This window comes from Pseudomonas sp. P9_31, assembly GCF_034008235.1.
Lineage (GTDB): Bacteria > Pseudomonadota > Gammaproteobacteria > Pseudomonadales > Pseudomonadaceae > Aquipseudomonas.
This window is the reverse complement of sequence record NZ_CP125375.1, coordinates 5,066,267-5,081,550: the sequence shown is the minus strand read 5'-3', so window position 1 is coordinate 5,081,550 and position 15,284 is coordinate 5,066,267. Positions and strand designations below refer to the sequence as shown.

The following is a 15,284-nucleotide window of genomic DNA, read 5'->3' as shown; positions in this document are numbered from 1 at the left end:
CCGAGCGTTTGCTCGGGCGGGCGATAGTGTGCCGTATTCACCGAAAATCGGCAAAAAAGCACCTAAGTAAAGTTGAGTTGAGAGTTTTCGCGCCTGTCATATACTCGGCCGCTCAACAATAAAAAGAAGGGGGTACTGATTCATGGCTACGCGCGAAACCGGCAATGTGAAGTGGTTCAATGACGCCAAGGGTTATGGCTTCATTCAACGCGAGGATGGGGTGGATGTGTTCGTGCACTACCGCGCGATCCGCGGCGAAGGGCACCGCTCGTTGACTGAAGGTCAGCAGGTTGAGTATGCGGTGGTGACCGGGGAGAAGGGGTTGCAGGCTGAGGATGTGGTGGGTCTCTGAAGATCGTTCCCACGCTCTGCGTGGGAATGCAGCCCGGGACGCTCTGCGTCCCTTTCACAGCCGAACGCGGAGCGTCCGTGGAGGCATTCCTTTGCGGCGCGTGGGAACGATCAGTGTCAGACGGTTTTCCAGGTGATTTCTTCTTCACCATCGGCGCTGATGCGCATCCAGCGATCGGCCGTCTCCTCACCTTCTTCCTCGACCCAACTGCCCGGCGCACAACGTACTTCGACGTTCAGCGCGGCAAAGGCTGCACGGGCGCAGGCGATGTCGTCTTCCCACGGGGTCTGGTCGCTTTCCAGATACAGGCTGTTCCACTTGCCGACGGCTTTCGGCAGCCAGGTCACCGGCACGTTGCCGGCCTTGCACTTGTAGGTCTGGCCTTTCTGAACCCAGTCGGTGCAGGGGCCTAAAGCCGCGCCGAGCCAGGCCGCGATGGCTTTATAGTCGACGTCGGCGTCTTTCAGGTAAATCTCGATATCGGGTTGGCGCATGGATGTCCTCACTGCGGGTCTGAAAAATCCATTCGCGGATTTAGCCGGCCTCAAGCTGTTTGCTCAAGACCAAAAAATTAAGAGTTATTGCAGAACGAAATAATCGTAGCGCATCGACACAGTGACCTCGAATGGTTCGATCTGCTCAATGACTGCCGCCCGGCGTTCGGCACTGGCGCGCCAGCCGTGGGGCGTCATGGCCAACAGGTTCGCGCGATCCTGACCATTAACCAGCGTCAGTTTGAATTCCAGGGTTTCACTGTGCGCCAGCGCCATGCCTTCCGGCACCAAAGCCAGATGCTTGTCGTCGGTGTACTCGCGCACTTCGTCGTATAGCCGCTCGCGCAATTCCATCAGGTGGCCGCTGGTCGGTCCGACTTTCATCAAGCCGCCGCCGGGGCTGAGCAGGCGTTTGGCTTCTTCCCAGTCCAGCGGGCTGAACACGCTGGCGAGAAACTGGCAACTGCCAGAGGCCAACGGCACCCTGGCCATGCTGGCGATCAACCAGGTTAGCGCCGGGTTGCGTTTGCAGGCGCGTTTGACCGCTTCCCGGGAGATGTCCAGCGCATAGCCATCGGCGTTGGGCAAGGCGTCGGCGATTTGCGCGGTGTAATAACCCTCGCCACAACCGATGTCCAGCCAGCGCTGGGGCGCGTAGTGCGCGGCCAGTTCCGCCAGACGCTTGGCCACTGGCGCGTAATGGCCGGCGTTCAAAAAGTCGCGTCGGGCTTCGACCATCGCCTGGTTATCCCCAGGGTCACGGCTGTTCTTGTGCTGCACCGGCAGCAGGTTCAGGTAACCCTGCCGTGCGCGGTCGAAACGATGCCCGGCGGGACAGGCCACGCCGTTGTCCACCGCGTTCAGCGGTTCGCTGCAGATTGGGCAGGCGAGCATCAGGCGAGCAACTTGATCAAAGTCTGGTAGTAGATTTCGGTCAGCACGTCGAGGTCGGCCGCCAGTACGCGCTCGTTGACCTGATGGATCGTCGCATTGACCGGCCCGAGTTCGACCACTTGGGTACCCATGGTCGCGATGAAACGTCCGTCGGACGTGCCGCCGCTGGTGGACGCCTTGGTGTCACGACCAGTGATGTCCTTGATGCTCGCCGACACTGCATCGAGCAGCGCGCCTGGCTCTGTGAGGAACGGCAGACCGGACAGCGCCCAGTCGATGTGCCAGTCCAGACCGTGCTTGTCGAGGATATCGGCGACGCGCTTTTGCAGGCCTTCGACAGTGGACTCGGTGGAGAAGCGGAAGTTGAACACCGCCACCAGCTCACCTGGAATCACGTTGGTCGCGCCGGTGCCGGAATTGACGTTGGAAATCTGGAAACTGGTCGGCGGGAAGAAATCGTTGCCGTGGTCCCAGTGCTCGGCGGCCAGTTCGGCCAGGGCCGGCGCGGCGAGGTGGATCGGGTTCTTCGCCAGGTGCGGATAGGCCACGTGGCCCTGCACGCCGTGCACGGTCAATTTGGCGCCGAGGGAACCGCGACGGCCGTTCTTGACCACGTCACCCACCAGGGTCGTGCTCGACGGTTCGCCGACGATGCACCAGTCCAGGCGCTCCTTGCGGGCGGCGAGGCGTTCGACCACAGCCTTGGTGCCGTGGTGCGCCGGGCCTTCTTCGTCGCTGGTGATCAGGAATGCCACCTTGCCCTTGTGATCCGGATAGTCGACGACGAAACGCTCGGCTGCCACGGTCATGGCGGCGAGGCTGCCTTTCATGTCCGCCGCGCCACGGCCGCACAGCATGCCGTGCTCGTCGATCACCGCGTCGAACGGGTCGATCTGCCAGGCTTGCACCGGACCGGTCGGGACAACGTCGGTGTGACCGGCGAAGCACAGCACCGGACCGTCGTGTTTACCGTGGGTCGCCCAGAAGTTATCCACATCTTCGATGCGCATCGGTTCAAGCGTAAAACCGGCATCGCCCAAGCGCTGCATCATCTGCTTCTGGCAATCGGCGTCGACCGGCGTCACGGACGGACGGCGGATCAGGTCGATGGCGAGTTGAAGGGTCGGCGAAAGGTCGGCGTGGGCCGTCATGGGAAACTCCGAAAACTGTAAATGTGGGAGCGAGCCTGCTCGCGATGAGGTCGGTACGTTCAACATTGATGTTGATTGCCAGACCGCTATCGCGAGCAGGCTCGCTCCCACAGGTATTGGGTCAGGCCATAAAGGCCAAGGCCTGCAAAATGGCGGTTATCTTAAAGCAAAACGGCGGCCATTGGCCGCCGTTTAGTGCATCTGTGTTGATTTAGACGGCCGGCAGTGGCGCGGCTTCGGTCGAAGGTTTGGGCAGCGACGACAGGAACGCCATGATCAGCGCGGCCAGGTACGGCAGCGACTGCACCAGCAACATGGTCACCCAGAAGCGCATGTCGTTGCTCGGCAAGCCCTGCACCAGGAAGATCCCCAGCGCTGCGCCCCACAACAGCAGCATGATGAACACCTCTTCGCGTGCTTCCGAGATGGCCACCCAGAAGCCGTGGTTATCGGCATTTTTCGGCGTACGGAAGAACGGAATGCTGCTGGTGAAGAAGCCATACAGCACCGCTTTGGCGATGGTGTGCGACAACGCCAGCCCGGCCAATGCCGCGCAGAACGCATCCTTCAGGTTGACGCCGACTGCACGGCGGTACAGGAAGATGATCTTGCCGACCTTGAACACGAACAGCGCCAACGGCGGGATCGCGAAAATCAGCAGCGGTGGATCGACCCGTTGCGGCACGATGATCATCGCCGCCGACCACAACAGCGCGCCGACGGTGAAGAAGATGTTCATGCCGTCCGCCACCCACGGCAGCCAGCCCGCGAGGAAGTGGTAGCGTTGGCCACGGGTCAGCTCGGTGTCTTTGCCGCGTAGCAGGCTGGCGGTGTGACGCTTGATGATCTGAATCGCGCCATAGGCCCAGCGGAAACGCTGTTTCTTGAAGTCGATAAAGGTATCGGGCATCAGGCCTTTGCCGTAGCTGTCGTGGTAATACGCCGCCGACAAGCCTTTTTCGAACACCCGCAGGCCCAGCTCGGCGTCTTCACAGATGCACCAGTCGGCCCAGCCCAGTTCCTCGAGCACCGAGCGCCGGGTCATGGTCATGGTGCCGTGCTGGATGATCGCGTCACGGTCGTTGCGGGTGACCATGCCGATGTGGAAGAAGCCTTTGTATTCTGCGTAGCAGAGCTTCTTGAAGGTGCTTTCGTTCTGGTCGCGATAATCCTGCGGTGACTGCACCACGGCGATTTTCGGGTCGGCGAAGTGCGGCACCATGTGCTTGAGCCAGTTCGGGTGCACGCAGTAGTCCGAGTCGATCACCGCAATCACTTCGGCATCTTTGGCGGTGTGCGGAATCAGGTAATTCAGCGCCCCGCCCTTGAAACCGGCCAATGGCGCCACGTGGAAGAACTTGAAGCGCGGGCCGAGGGTTTCGCAATAATCGCGCACGGGTTCCCAGACCGCCGGGTCCTTGGTGTTGTTGTCGATGATCAGGACTTCGAAGTCCGGATAGTCGAGGTTGGCCAGGGCGTTGAGGGTCTGTTTGACCATCTCCGGCGGCTCGTTGTAGCAAGGTACGTGAATCGACACTTTCGGTCGGTAGTCCGAATCGCCGACCACCGGCAGAAATTCACGTCGACGCTTGTGAGTCCAGACCGCTTCGGCCAATTCATGGGCCTCGGTCAACAGCACGATAAACACCCCGAGTGCACCGAGGGCGAGCAAGAAACCCACCGTCAGGCTGAACCAGGTGCTGTATTGCTGGCTGTAGTCGTAACCGATCCATACCAACACCGAACCGCACAGGAACGCGATAAAGGTCAGGAAGGTGCGGCCACGTTGGCGCAAGGCCGAGCCGTCGATCATCAGCAGGGTCAGGGACAGCAGAGCCAACACTACCGAACCGATAGCCAACACCCGCCATTGCGGGATCGCGACGACCGGGCCTTCAAAGTTGAATTTCTGCTGGCGCGCGGCGTTGAAAACGCCCCAGTAAGCGCCCACCGAACCTTCGTCACTGGCCTTCCACGGTTGGTCAAAGGCTTCGATCACGAAGTAGTTGAAGCCCTGGCGATTGAGCTTGTTGACCAGGGTACGCAGGTAAATCGCCTGGTCCGCCGGCGACGCATCGGCGCCACCGCGCATGCGGCCGTTGCTCGGCCAGCCGACCTCGGAGAGCAGCAGCGGCTTTTTCGGGAACATTTTTTTCAGGTCACGGGCGCGGTCGAGAACGAACTGACCAGCCTTGTCCACCGGAATGAACTCCCAGTAGGGCAGAACGTGAGCAGCGATCAGGTCGACGTGCTTGGCCAGTTCAGGGTGCTCTTCCCAGACGTGCCACTGCTCGGACGTGGTCACCGGCACTTTAACGGCGGCACGGACACGATCAAGGATCACGCTCAGGTCCTTGGCGGTGATTTCCTTACGGAAGATCGCCTCGTTACCTACAACCACGCGAACCACGCTGCGGGAAGTGTTGGCCAGTTCGATGGCGCGCAGAATCTCGCGCTCATTGCGTTCCTGGTCCGGGCTGATCCAGATCCCCAGGGTGACCCGCAGGCCGAACTCTTCGGCCAGTTTCGGGATGTCTTGCAACGTGCCGTCGACTGAGTAGGTACGGATGTTGTCCGTCAGCTTGCTCATGATCTCCAGGTCACGACGCATTTCATCGTCGGTCGGATACTGCTCTTTCTGTGGGTACTGGCCTTGCTGGAACGGCGAGTACGAAAAGCCGGAGATCTGTTCAGGCCAGTTGGGGGCGGTGACCGGGCGATTGACCAGCGCCCAGAAGCCGGTAAACAAGGCAGCGATGGCGAGCACCACGACCAGGTTGAGTCCAAATTTACGCGATGACATAGCTTTTTCGGGTTCCAAAGGCTGTGGAACGAAGGAACGGTTGGCGGCCGGCTGCCAGGTGGCAGGGGCGCGCATCCTACACTGGAGGTTCTCTGACCGTACAGCGAACAGGGAAACGCCCGACATTGGGCAATCCAGGTCGACTTAAGTTCTTCGACCGGGACGCTGTAGCTCAATTCCAATAAATTTGTAGTCAATTGAAGCCGTCAAGACTGCCGTCCACAGCCCAAAGGTGCTCTTGACCGCCGACGGCCCTATAATGCGCGCCGGTTTTTAGGGTAATGGTCATGAGTACAGAAGATCCGCGGTTTGCTGGCATCGCCCGTTTGTATGGCATCGACGGCCTGGAGCGCTTGCGCGCAGCCCATGTGGCGATCGTTGGCGTCGGTGGCGTCGGTTCCTGGGCGGCGGAAGCCGTTGCCCGGTGTGGTGTGGGCGAGATTTCGCTGTTCGACCTGGACGACGTCTGCGTCAGCAACGCCAATCGCCAGCTGCATGCGCTGGACAGCACCGTCGGCAAACCCAAGGTCGAGGTGATGGCTGAGCGCCTGCGTGGGATCAACCCGGACTGCACGGTGCACGCGGTGGCGGACTTCGTCACTCGCGAAACCATGGCCGAGTACATCACACCGAACATCGATTGCGTGATCGACTGCATTGACAGCGTCAACGCCAAGGCGGCGCTGATCGCCTGGTGCAAGCGGCGCAAGATCCAGATCATCACCACCGGCGGCGCGGGCGGGCAGATTGATCCGACGCTGATTCAGGTCTGTGATCTGAACCGTACGTTCAACGACCCGCTGGCGTCGAAAGTGCGTTCCACGCTGCGCCGCGACTACGGCTTCTCCCGTACCGTGACCCGTCACTACAGTGTGCCGTGTGTGTTTTCCACCGAGCAACTGCGCTACCCGAAACCCGATGGCAGCATTTGCCTGCAGAAGAGCTTTGTCGGTGATGGCGTGAAGCTCGACTGCGCCGGGGGCTTTGGCGCGGTGATGATGGTGACGGCGACGTTCGGGATGGTCGCGGCGACCAAGGCTGTGGATAAGATTGTGGCAGGCGTTCGACGGCCGGCGGATCGGGTTAAAACCCAAGCTGAAGCATAAACCCGCGTAGGAGCTGCCGAAGGCTGCGATCTTTTGATTTCTTAGCGTGAACACTGACGCCAAAGATCAAAAGATCGCAGCCTTCGGCAGCGCCTACATGTCGCTCAGGCTCCGCATCCGTTGGAGCACGGCATTGAGGCCATTACTGCGCGACGGGGAAAGCTGCCGGCTCAGTCCAAGCTGATTGAACCACTCCGGCAAATCCACCTGCTGCAACTCAACCGCTGACAACCCGTTAACCCGCGCCAGCAACAACGCCACCAACCCGCGAATCAAGCGCGCATCGCTGCTGGCGCTGAATTGCCAATGCCCATCCTGCAACGCACCGACCAGCCACACCTGGCTTTCACAGCCATGCACCCGGTTGGCCTCGACTTTATCCACATCGCTCAATGCAGGCAGACGCTCGCCCCATTGCATCAGCAACCGAGCCCGCTGTTCCCAGCTCGCAGCTTTCTGAAATGTGTCCAGCGCCGTGACGGCATCGGCGGGCAAGGTCATCGCAACAACTCCAGCGCCTGATCCAGTGCTTCAAAGAAGCGCTCCAGGTCTTCGGAGTCGTTGTACAACGCCAGCGACACCCGAATCGCTCCGGCCAGTTCAAAGCTTTTAAGCAACGGCATGGCGCAATGATGACCGGCGCGCACGGCGATTCCCTGTTCGGTCAGCAAATGCGCCAGATCAGCGTTATGCACACCTTCGACGACAAAACAGGCCAGCGCCAGTTGCGGTTTGCCCAGCAGGCGAATGCCGTTGCGCGCTTCAAGGCCTTTGAGCAAATAGTCATGCAGCGCCGCTTCGTGGGCGGACACGGCGTCCTGATCCAGCCCTGCGAGGTAGTCCAGGGTCGCGCCCAGACCGATCACACTGGCGATCGGCGGCGTACCGGCCTCGAACCCCAGCGGCGCTGGACGAAAGCGTGCGTCGTGGTAGTTGGCATCCAGCACCATTTCGCCGCCGAACTGCCAGGGGCGCAGTTGCCGCAGCGCTTCGTTACGCCCGAACAGCACGCCCAGGCCATCGGGCCCGTAGAGCTTGTGGCTGGAAAATACATAGAAGTCACAACCCAGCGCCTGCACGTCGTGCCGACCATGGACCACGCCTTGAGCGCCGTCGACCACGGTCAGCGCGTTGTGCGCTTTGGCCAGCGCCAGCAGCGCGGGCAACGGTTGCCAGGCGCCAAGCACGTTGGACAGCTGACTGACCGCCAGCAAACGGGTTCGCGGACCGATCAACTGCGCGGCGGCATCAAGGTCAATCAAACCGTCGACATTCAGCGGCAGAATCACCAGTTTCAAGTCGCGACGGTGGGCCAGTTGCTGCCACGGTAACAGGTTGGCGTGATGCTCCAGCGCGCTGATGACAATTTCATCGCCCGGATTGAACAGGTGTTCCAGACCATAGGCCAGGAGGTTCAGCGCGGATGTCGCGCCGTGGGTAAAGATAATCTGCCCGCAATCGCCGGTATTGAGCCATTGAGCAACTTTGCTGCGGCTGTCCTCGAATGCCTGGGTGGCATGGGCGCCGGGCAAGTGTTGCGCCCGATGCACGTTGGCCGCGCCGTTGGCATAGTAATGCGCCAGGGCATCCAGCAGGGCTTGAGGTTTTTGCGTGGTGGCGGCGTTGTCCAGATAGGTCTGGTCTTGCCGTTGCAATGCGGCGATGGCCGGAAAATCGGCGCGCCAGGGAGAGGGAATCATCATGCTATCGGGCCCTGGTGGGGGTACGCCGAACCCAGTGGGAGCCGGGCTTGCCCGCGAAGCTTTTGGCGGCCTCAAGGGCCTCTTCGCGAGCAAGCCCGCTCCCACAGGTGATCATGCGACGCTTAGTTGTGAGCGTGCAGCGCTTCGTTCAGTTCGATGGCCGATTTGTGGGTTTTGCACTCCACGGCACCGGTCTCCGAATTGCGGCGGAACAGCAGGTCAGGCTGACCGGCCAGTTCACGGGCTTTAACCACTTTGACCAGTTTGTTGTGCTCGTCCAGCAGCGCAACCTTGGTGCCGGCCGTCACGTACAGGCCCGACTCAACGGTGTTGCGGTCGCCCAATGGAATACCGATACCGGCGTTGGCGCCGATCAGGCAGCCTTCGCCGACCTTGATCACGATGTTGCCGCCACCCGACAGGGTGCCCATGGTCGAGCAGCCGCCGCCCAGGTCCGAGCCCTTGCCGACGAACACGCCTGCCGACACACGGCCTTCGATCATGCCCGGGCCTTCGGTGCCGGCGTTGAAGTTGACGAAACCTTCGTGCATCACGGTGGTGCCTTCACCCACGTAAGCCCCCAGACGAATACGGGCCGCGTCAGCGATACGCACGCCGGCCGGAACCACGTAGTCGGTCATTTTCGGGAACTTGTCCACCGAGAACACTTCCAGCAACTCGCCGCGCAGACGGGCTTCCAGTTGATGTTCGGCCAGTTCGGCCAGATCGATCGCGCCCTGGCTGGTCCAGGCCACGTTCGGCAGCAACGGGAAGATCCCGGCCAGGTTCAGACCGTGCGGCTTGACCAGGCGGTGGGACAGCAGGTGCAGCTTGAGGTAAGCCTCAGGCGTGGAGGTCAGTTGCGCGTCTTCGGCCAGCAGTGTGGCGACCAGCGGCTTGTGGCTCTCGGCCAGACGGGTCAGCAGTGCCGCTTGTGCAGCGTCGACGCTTTTCAGGGCTTCAGCCAGTTGCGAAGCCTGAGCGGTGCTGAACGCGATGGCCTGATTGCCTTCGGTGTAGCCCAGAACCGGCGCAATGGCAGCGACCAGTTCGGCCGACGGGTTGAGCAGTGGCTGCGCGTAAAACACTTCCAGCCATGCGCCTTGACGGTTTTGAGTGCCGACACCAAAGGCCAGGCTGAACAGAGTAGTGGACATGTTGATACCTCTAACAAAATGGAACGGGCGGCCTCACTTGAGCGCTGCCGCGTAGATATCTGGCTTGAAGCCAATCAGGGTTCGGTCACCGAGATCGAGCACCGGGCGCTTGATCATCGAAGGTTGTGCGAGCATCAGTTCGATGGCTTTCGGCTGGTCGAGATCGGCTTTGCGTTCGTCGTCGAGCTTGCGAAAGGTCGTGCCTGCACGGTTCAACACCACTTGCCAGCCGTGCTCGTCGCACCACTGAGTCAGGTGTTCACGGTCGATTCCGGCCGTTTTGTAATCATGGAAGTCATAGCCGACAGCGTGTTCATCGAGCCAGGTGCGCGCCTTTTTCATGGTGTCGCAGGCTTTGATGCCGAAAAGGTGCAACGTTTTGCTTGAAACGGTCAAGGAATTGCCCCCTTTGCAGGTGCTGGAAATAAAAGGTGAAGGATTATGCCATGACCGGACGGTTTCGCGTCGGCTGTGGTCGGGTTTGTCTTTTTGACTTGGCCATCAGATGTTCCGTGCGACATGGGTGCGACGGTCAGCCAGCAGTCTAAGGGGCTAATATGGCACTTCAATGCTGCCCGCAGAGCATTGCGCCGTGCGGACACTGTTAATGAAGCTCGATAAGGGTGAGGGAGTCGATTGGTTTATTTTGGGTAGAGTAGTTTCATCAAACGCTTGTCTTTTTTACTGATCTTGCGGTTGATCGAGACTTCCCAGTCGCCCAGCGTCAACGTATTCGCCACCGGGTGGTGCATGATGGATCTTCTGTCGTAGGAGGTATAAATCGCATCCACCGTGTTGAATGGCGCGAACAGGTTTCTGTCCACTTCCTCCCGAGTGAGCGGGTTCATCTCGCGGTTCTGGTAAAACTCATACACTTTCGGCTTGTCCCAAGGGATGTTTGCCTGTGGATGCTGGTGTTCATGCATCGCCCCCAGTGCATGGCCGAATTCGTGAGTCACAATCACCTCGAAGTCTTCATGGTCGGGTTTGACGCCCAGGTTCATGGTGGGCCAGTCGGGGTGAATCAATAGCGCATCGGTGCCCAGCATTGAGCTGTTGTCGTTGTTCTTGGTGGCGATCCGAATGTCGCCTTGCAAGCCATCGACAAAATCAAAGCTCAGGTTGATGTATGGCAACCACTGGCTGGCTGCGCCGATGATCTTCCGCTTATGGTCGGCCTCAGGACTGTCCATGAAGGCGATTTTCAACGTGCGACCGTTGGCCCACAGTTTCGAGTAGTTGACCACCGAGCGTTTGCGGCGAGTTGTACCGGTGAAACCGGCATTGGCAGGGTTCTCGTTAATGGCAGCGTCATAAGCCGCTTGATCGTCCGGCCACTGTATAAGCTTGCAGTGTTGAAGGTCGTTCATCGTTGACTTCTTCCGTGAAGTTCAGAGTAAAGAGTTATTCAGGCGCAGCAAGGTGCGCTGCAACAAGGCTAATGTCCGGTCAGCAGGCAGGTGAGGTATAAAGTTATATGAACTGTAACTTGATATGAAAAGTGCCCGCGCCAGATTGCCTGGCACGGGCATACACGGGTTACTTGTGGCGAGTAATGAAAGCGCGAATCCGTTCAGCCGCTTCCACGCACTCCGCTAGCGGCGCGACCAGCGCCATGCGCACGCGTCCGGCGCCCGGGTTGACACCATCCACTTCGCGGGAGAGGTAGGAACCCGGCACCACGGTCACATGCTCTTCGGCAAACAGATCCCGGCAGAATGTCGCGTCGTCGCCTTGTACGTTCGGCCACAGGTAGAAACCGCCATCCGGGCGCTGCACATCCATCACCGGGCTGAGGATTTCCAGTACCGCATCGTATTTCTCGCGATACAGCGCACGGTTGGCGCGCACATGCACTTCGTCGTTCCACGCGGCAGCGCTGGCCAATTGCGTCTGCACTGGCATCGCGCAACCGTGGTAAGTGCGATACAGCAGGAAGCCCTTGAGGATGTCGGCATCACCGGCGACAAACCCCGAGCGCAGGCCCGGCAGGTTGGAGCGCTTGGACAGGCTGTGGAATACCACGCAGCGTTTGAAATCCTTGCGGCCAAGTTCCACGCAGGCGCTGAGCAGGCCCGGCGGCGGGGTCTGTTCGTCGAAGTACAGTTCGCTGTAGCACTCGTCGGCGGCGATCACGAAGTCGTATTCGTCGGCCAGGGCGATCAGTTTTTTCAGGGTTTCAACCGGGATCAGCGCGCCGGTCGGGTTGCCCGGCGAGCACAGGAACAGGATCTGGCAGCGCTTCCAGATGTCTGGCGAAACGGCGTCGAAATCCGGGTTGAAGCCGTTTTCGTCCAGGCATGGCAGGTAATGTGGCTTGGCTCCGGCCAGGAACGCCGCGCCTTCGTAGATCTGATAGAACGGGTTCGGGCTGACCACCAGCGCATCGTCCCCACGGTTGACCACGGTCTGGGTGAAGGCGAACAGCGCTTCGCGGGTGCCGTTGACCGGCAGCACGTTACGCGCCGGGTCGAGCCAGCCGGCAGGAACGCTGAAACGGCGTTCGCACCAGGCGGCGATAGCTTCGCGCAAGGCCGGGATGCCGAGGGTGGTCGGGTACACGGCCATCTGATCCAGATTGCTTGCCAGGGCTTCGGCGACAAAGCCTGGCGAGCGGTGCTTCGGTTCACCAATGGACAGCGCGATGGCGCGTTTGTCCGGATTTGGCGTGACGCTGCCGAGCAAGGCGCGGAGCTTTTCGAACGGGTAGGGCTGCAACTGGTTCAGAGCGTTGTTCATGGGGGCCTCTATTTATGTGGGAGCGGGCTTGTGGCGAGGGAGCTTGCTCCCGTTCGACTGCGCAGCAGTCGCAAAGCTTTTGGGGCCGCTTCGCGACCCAGCGGGAGCAAGCTCCCTCGCCACACAAGCCCGCTCCCACAGGGAAAATTGTTGGTTCAGATGTTGATGCGCGACAGTTTGATATCGGGTTCCTGGCTGACGCTCAGCTGTTCGACGATTGCATCCTGCAAGCGGCTGCACAGCAACGGGTCGGACAGCGGCTGATTGTTCGCGTCGGTGATGAAGAACACGTCTTCCACGCGTTCACCCAAGGTGGCGATCTTGGCGTTCTGCAACGACAGGTCGAACTCGAGGAAGATCGTGCCGATTCGCGCCAGCAGGCCAGGACGGTCGGGCGCACTGAGTTCCAGCACGGTCACCGGACGCTGGGCGTCGTTGTGGATCGTTACCTGTGGTGCAAAGGCAAAATGCTTGAGTTGGCGCGGTACTCGGCGCTGAATAATCGTTGGGTAGTCGTCCGGATTGCGCAGGGCTTCGGTCAGACCTTCACGGATCTGCTTGACCCGCGCCGGGTTGTCGCCGATCGAGTCGCCATCGGTGTCGAGCACGATATAGGTGTCGAGGGTGAACTGACTGCTGGAGGTGATGACCCGGGCGTCGTGAATGTTCAGGTTGAGCTGGTCCATCGCGGCCACGGTCACGGCGAAGAAGTCGTGTTGATCCGGTGCGTAAATGAAAATCTGTGTGCCGCCCTCGAACTCGCGCTGGGTGGTTTCCTTGATCAGCACCAGTGGACCACCGTCGGCCGGTTGCTGCAGGATTGCCTCGGTGTGCCAGGCCACGTCGCCAGCGGTGTGGCGCAGGAAGTAGTCATCGCCCAATTGCGCCCAGAGCTGCTCGACGTCGTCCGGGTCGGTGCCGCCGCGTACCAGGATGTCCAGCGCCGCGCTCTGGGTCTGACGGATCTGCTCTTCGCGATCCACCGGATTTTCCAGGCCGCGACGCAAGGCGCGCTTGGTCTCGGTGTAAAGCTGGCGCAACAGACTCGCGCGCCAGGAATTCCACAGCGACGGGTTGGTCGCGTTGATGTCGGCAACGGTCAGCACATACAGATAATCAAGGCGGGTTTCATCGCCGACGATCTGCGCGAAATCGTGGATCACATGCGGGTCGGACAAGTCCTTGCGCTGGGCGGTGGTCGACATCATCAGGTGGTTCTGCACCAGCCAGACGATCAGGCGGCTGTCCCAGACCGGCAACTGGTGGCGCTGGCAAAAGGCTTCGGCATCCACTGCGCCGATTTCCGAGTGATCGCCATGCCGACCCTTGCCGATGTCGTGATACAGACCGGCCAGATAGATCAGCTCGGGTTTGGGCAGTTTGGCCATGAGCTTGCTGGCCAGCGGGAATTTTTCCGACACCTGGGTGTACTGCAATTTACGCAGATGCTTGATCAGATTCAGGGTGTGGGCGTCGACCGTATAGATGTGAAACAGGTCGTGCTGCATCTGCCCGACAATGAAGCCGAACTCCGGCAGATAACGCCCAAGGATGCCGTAACGGTTCATCCGCCGCAGGTTGCGGTGGATGCCGATCTTGCACTTGAACAGCTCGATGAACAGGCTGGTGTTGCGGATGTCATTGCGGAAGTCGTCATCGATCAAATGGCGGTTCTCGCGCAGCAGACGGATGGTGTCGGCGCGCACGCCCTTGATCTCCGGCTGCTGGGCCATCAGCACGAATATTTCAAGCATGGCGAACGGCGTGCGGCGGAAAACGTTGTCGCTGCGCGCCTCGATGTAGCCGTCGTGCAGCTGGAACCGCGAGTTGATCGGCTGCGGCGGTGCTTCGTCTTCGGGGGCCAGGATCACTTCTTCGAAGTGCTGGATGATCAGGTCGCTGAGTTGGGCGATGCTCATCACCACCCGGTAGTACTGTTGCATGAAGTTTTCGATGGCGTGCTTGGCGTCATCGCCGTTGAATCCAAGCAGCCCGGCAATCGTACGCTGGTGATCGAACAGCAGGCGGTCTTCGGAACGGCCGGCGAGCATGTGCAGGGCGTAACGCACTTTCCACAAAAACTCCTGGGACGAGGCCAGCAGGGCGTTTTCGCTCTCTACCAGGAAACCTTCACCCGCCAGAGCCCGCAGGTTCAAGGTGCCGTACTCGCGACGGGCGACCCACAGGATCGTCTGAATATCCCGCAAGCCGCCGGGGGAGCCCTTGACGTTGGGTTCCAGGTTGTATTCGGTGTCGTTGTACTTGTGGTGGCGGGCCTTCTGCTCGGCGCGCTTGGCCAGGAAGAAGTCCTTACTGGGCCACATATGCGCGGTGCTGGTCACGTCCAGCATGCGCTGGCGCAGGCGCTCGGGGCCGGCAATGGTGCGGCTTTCCATCAGGTTGGTGATCACCGTCAGGTCGGCGCGGGCTTCCTCGGCGCATTCGTCTACCGAGCGCACGCTCTGGCCGACTTCCAGGCCAATGTCCCACAACAACGTCAGAAAACGCTCGATGGAATCACGAAAAATTTCGTGATCGGCGCTGTCCAGCAGAATCAACAGGTCGATGTCTGAGTAGGGGTGCAGCTCGCCACGACCGTAGCCGCCGACCGCGACCAGCGCGATGTCGGCATCGAAGTTCCAGTTGAATTGTTCCCAGGCCTTTTGCAGGATGTTATCGACGAACCAGGCACGATCCTCGATCAGCCGGCGAATGTCCCGGCCGCTGCGAAACCGCTCGTCGAGCACCTCGCGGGCTTGACGGATCGCCTTCTTGAAAGCAGCGATAGGGCTTGCCTTCAGGGCCAGTTCAGCCTGGAACTGGCCGCGGTCGAAGAGTTCGGGATCCACCTGCGGCATCGATTGACTTTCCTTTCTATAAGGCTG

General features: G+C 60.4%; 13 protein-coding genes. 2 read left to right on the top strand and 11 right to left on the bottom strand.

The genetic code is table 11. The features are described from left to right. Nucleotides 1-142 precede the first annotated feature (142 nt). A complete protein-coding gene (locus tag QMK51_RS23015) occupies nt 143-352 on the top strand; it encodes a cold-shock protein (protein ID WP_007964248.1) in 210 nt (69 codons plus the stop codon). Between the two features lie 116 nt (nt 353-468). On the opposite strand, the gene QMK51_RS23010 is transcribed toward QMK51_RS23015, so the two are convergent. The 4 genes from QMK51_RS23010 to QMK51_RS22995 form a co-directional block, all read right to left on the bottom strand. Then, complete coding sequence (locus QMK51_RS23010; protein WP_258697376.1) at nt 469-846, bottom strand: hypothetical protein; 378 nt, start codon at nt 844-846, stop codon at nt 469-471. A gap of 84 nt (nt 847-930) precedes the next feature. Further along, entirely contained in the window at nt 931-1,740 is an 810-nt protein-coding gene (locus QMK51_RS23005) for a putative RNA methyltransferase (protein WP_258697375.1), read from the bottom strand. Further along, on the bottom strand, nt 1,740-2,891 hold the full coding sequence (dapE, locus tag QMK51_RS23000) for a succinyl-diaminopimelate desuccinylase (RefSeq protein ID WP_320392073.1): 1,152 nt from the start codon (nt 2,889-2,891) through the stop codon (nt 1,740-1,742). The genes QMK51_RS23005 and dapE overlap by 1 nt, the downstream gene beginning before the upstream one ends. Before the next feature lie 211 nt (nt 2,892-3,102). Further along, nucleotides 3,103-5,694 carry a glycosyltransferase gene (locus QMK51_RS22995; protein ID WP_258697373.1) on the bottom strand — a complete coding sequence of 864 codons (2,592 nt, stop codon included), beginning with the start codon at nt 5,692-5,694 and terminating at the stop codon, nt 3,103-3,105. 281 nt (nt 5,695-5,975) lie between these two features. Here QMK51_RS22995 and tcdA point away from each other — a divergent pair, with 281 nt between their 5' ends. Next, nucleotides 5,976-6,800, top strand: coding sequence for a tRNA cyclic N6-threonylcarbamoyladenosine(37) synthase TcdA (gene tcdA / locus QMK51_RS22990; RefSeq protein WP_320392069.1), 825 nt, complete (start codon nt 5,976-5,978; stop codon nt 6,798-6,800). A 93-nt stretch (nt 6,801-6,893) separates the two neighbouring features. Here tcdA and QMK51_RS22985 read toward each other — a convergent pair whose 3' ends face one another. The 7 genes from QMK51_RS22985 to QMK51_RS22955 all read right to left on the bottom strand — a co-directional run bounded on the left by QMK51_RS22985 (nt 6,894) and on the right by QMK51_RS22955 (nt 15,257). Further along, nucleotides 6,894-7,301, bottom strand: a complete 408-nt coding sequence (locus tag QMK51_RS22985; protein WP_258697371.1) for a SufE family protein — start codon at nt 7,299-7,301, stop codon at nt 6,894-6,896. After that, entirely contained in the window at nt 7,298-8,503 is a 1,206-nt protein-coding gene (locus QMK51_RS22980; RefSeq protein WP_258697370.1) for an aminotransferase class V-fold PLP-dependent enzyme, read from the bottom strand. The genes QMK51_RS22985 and QMK51_RS22980 overlap by 4 nt, the downstream gene beginning before the upstream one ends. A 122-nt stretch (nt 8,504-8,625) precedes the next feature. Beyond that, nucleotides 8,626-9,660, bottom strand: coding sequence for a 2,3,4,5-tetrahydropyridine-2,6-dicarboxylate N-succinyltransferase (dapD, locus tag QMK51_RS22975; protein ID WP_258697369.1), 1,035 nt, complete (start codon nt 9,658-9,660; stop codon nt 8,626-8,628). 33 nt (nt 9,661-9,693) lie between these two features. Then, a complete protein-coding gene (locus QMK51_RS22970) occupies nt 9,694-10,056 on the bottom strand; it encodes an ArsC family reductase (RefSeq protein WP_150709965.1) in 363 nt (120 codons plus the stop codon). Between the two features lie 245 nt (nt 10,057-10,301). Further along, nucleotides 10,302-11,030: a peptidase M12 gene (locus QMK51_RS22965; RefSeq protein ID WP_320392064.1), complete on the bottom strand. Its 729-nt coding sequence runs from the start codon at nt 11,028-11,030 to the stop codon at nt 10,302-10,304. 169 nt (nt 11,031-11,199) lie between these two features. Next, nucleotides 11,200-12,399 carry a succinyldiaminopimelate transaminase gene (gene dapC / locus QMK51_RS22960; protein ID WP_258697366.1) on the bottom strand — a complete coding sequence of 400 codons (1,200 nt, stop codon included), beginning with the start codon at nt 12,397-12,399 and terminating at the stop codon, nt 11,200-11,202. A gap of 155 nt (nt 12,400-12,554) precedes the next feature. Continuing rightward, nucleotides 12,555-15,257 carry a [protein-PII] uridylyltransferase gene (locus QMK51_RS22955; RefSeq protein ID WP_320392062.1) on the bottom strand — a complete coding sequence of 901 codons (2,703 nt, stop codon included), beginning with the start codon at nt 15,255-15,257 and terminating at the stop codon, nt 12,555-12,557. Between the last annotated feature and the right edge of the window lie 27 nt (nt 15,258-15,284).

What these genes read in the sequence shown, in the direction of transcription:
- dapC (WP_258697366.1), bottom strand. Translation starts at nt 12,399, where the DNA reads ATGAACAACGCTCTGAACCAGTTGCAGCCCTACCCGTTCGAAAAGCTC.
- dapD (WP_258697369.1), bottom strand. Translation starts at nt 9,660, where the DNA reads ATGTCCACTACTCTGTTCAGCCTGGCCTTTGGTGTCGGCACTCAAAAC.
- dapE (WP_320392073.1), bottom strand. Translation starts at nt 2,891, where the DNA reads ATGACGGCCCACGCCGACCTTTCGCCGACCCTTCAACTCGCCATCGAC.
- QMK51_RS22965 (WP_320392064.1), bottom strand. Translation starts at nt 11,030, where the DNA reads ATGAACGACCTTCAACACTGCAAGCTTATACAGTGGCCGGACGATCAA.
- QMK51_RS23015 (WP_007964248.1), top strand. Translation starts at nt 143, where the DNA reads ATGGCTACGCGCGAAACCGGCAATGTGAAGTGGTTCAATGACGCCAAG.
- tcdA (WP_320392069.1), top strand. Translation starts at nt 5,976, where the DNA reads ATGGTCATGAGTACAGAAGATCCGCGGTTTGCTGGCATCGCCCGTTTG.
- QMK51_RS22995 (WP_258697373.1), bottom strand. Translation starts at nt 5,694, where the DNA reads ATGTCATCGCGTAAATTTGGACTCAACCTGGTCGTGGTGCTCGCCATC.
- QMK51_RS23010 (WP_258697376.1), bottom strand. Translation starts at nt 846, where the DNA reads ATGCGCCAACCCGATATCGAGATTTACCTGAAAGACGCCGACGTCGAC.
- QMK51_RS22985 (WP_258697371.1), bottom strand. Translation starts at nt 7,301, where the DNA reads ATGACCTTGCCCGCCGATGCCGTCACGGCGCTGGACACATTTCAGAAA.
- QMK51_RS23005 (WP_258697375.1), bottom strand. Translation starts at nt 1,740, where the DNA reads ATGCTCGCCTGCCCAATCTGCAGCGAACCGCTGAACGCGGTGGACAAC.
- QMK51_RS22980 (WP_258697370.1), bottom strand. Translation starts at nt 8,503, where the DNA reads ATGATGATTCCCTCTCCCTGGCGCGCCGATTTTCCGGCCATCGCCGCA.
- QMK51_RS22955 (WP_320392062.1), bottom strand. Translation starts at nt 15,257, where the DNA reads ATGCCGCAGGTGGATCCCGAACTCTTCGACCGCGGCCAGTTCCAGGCT.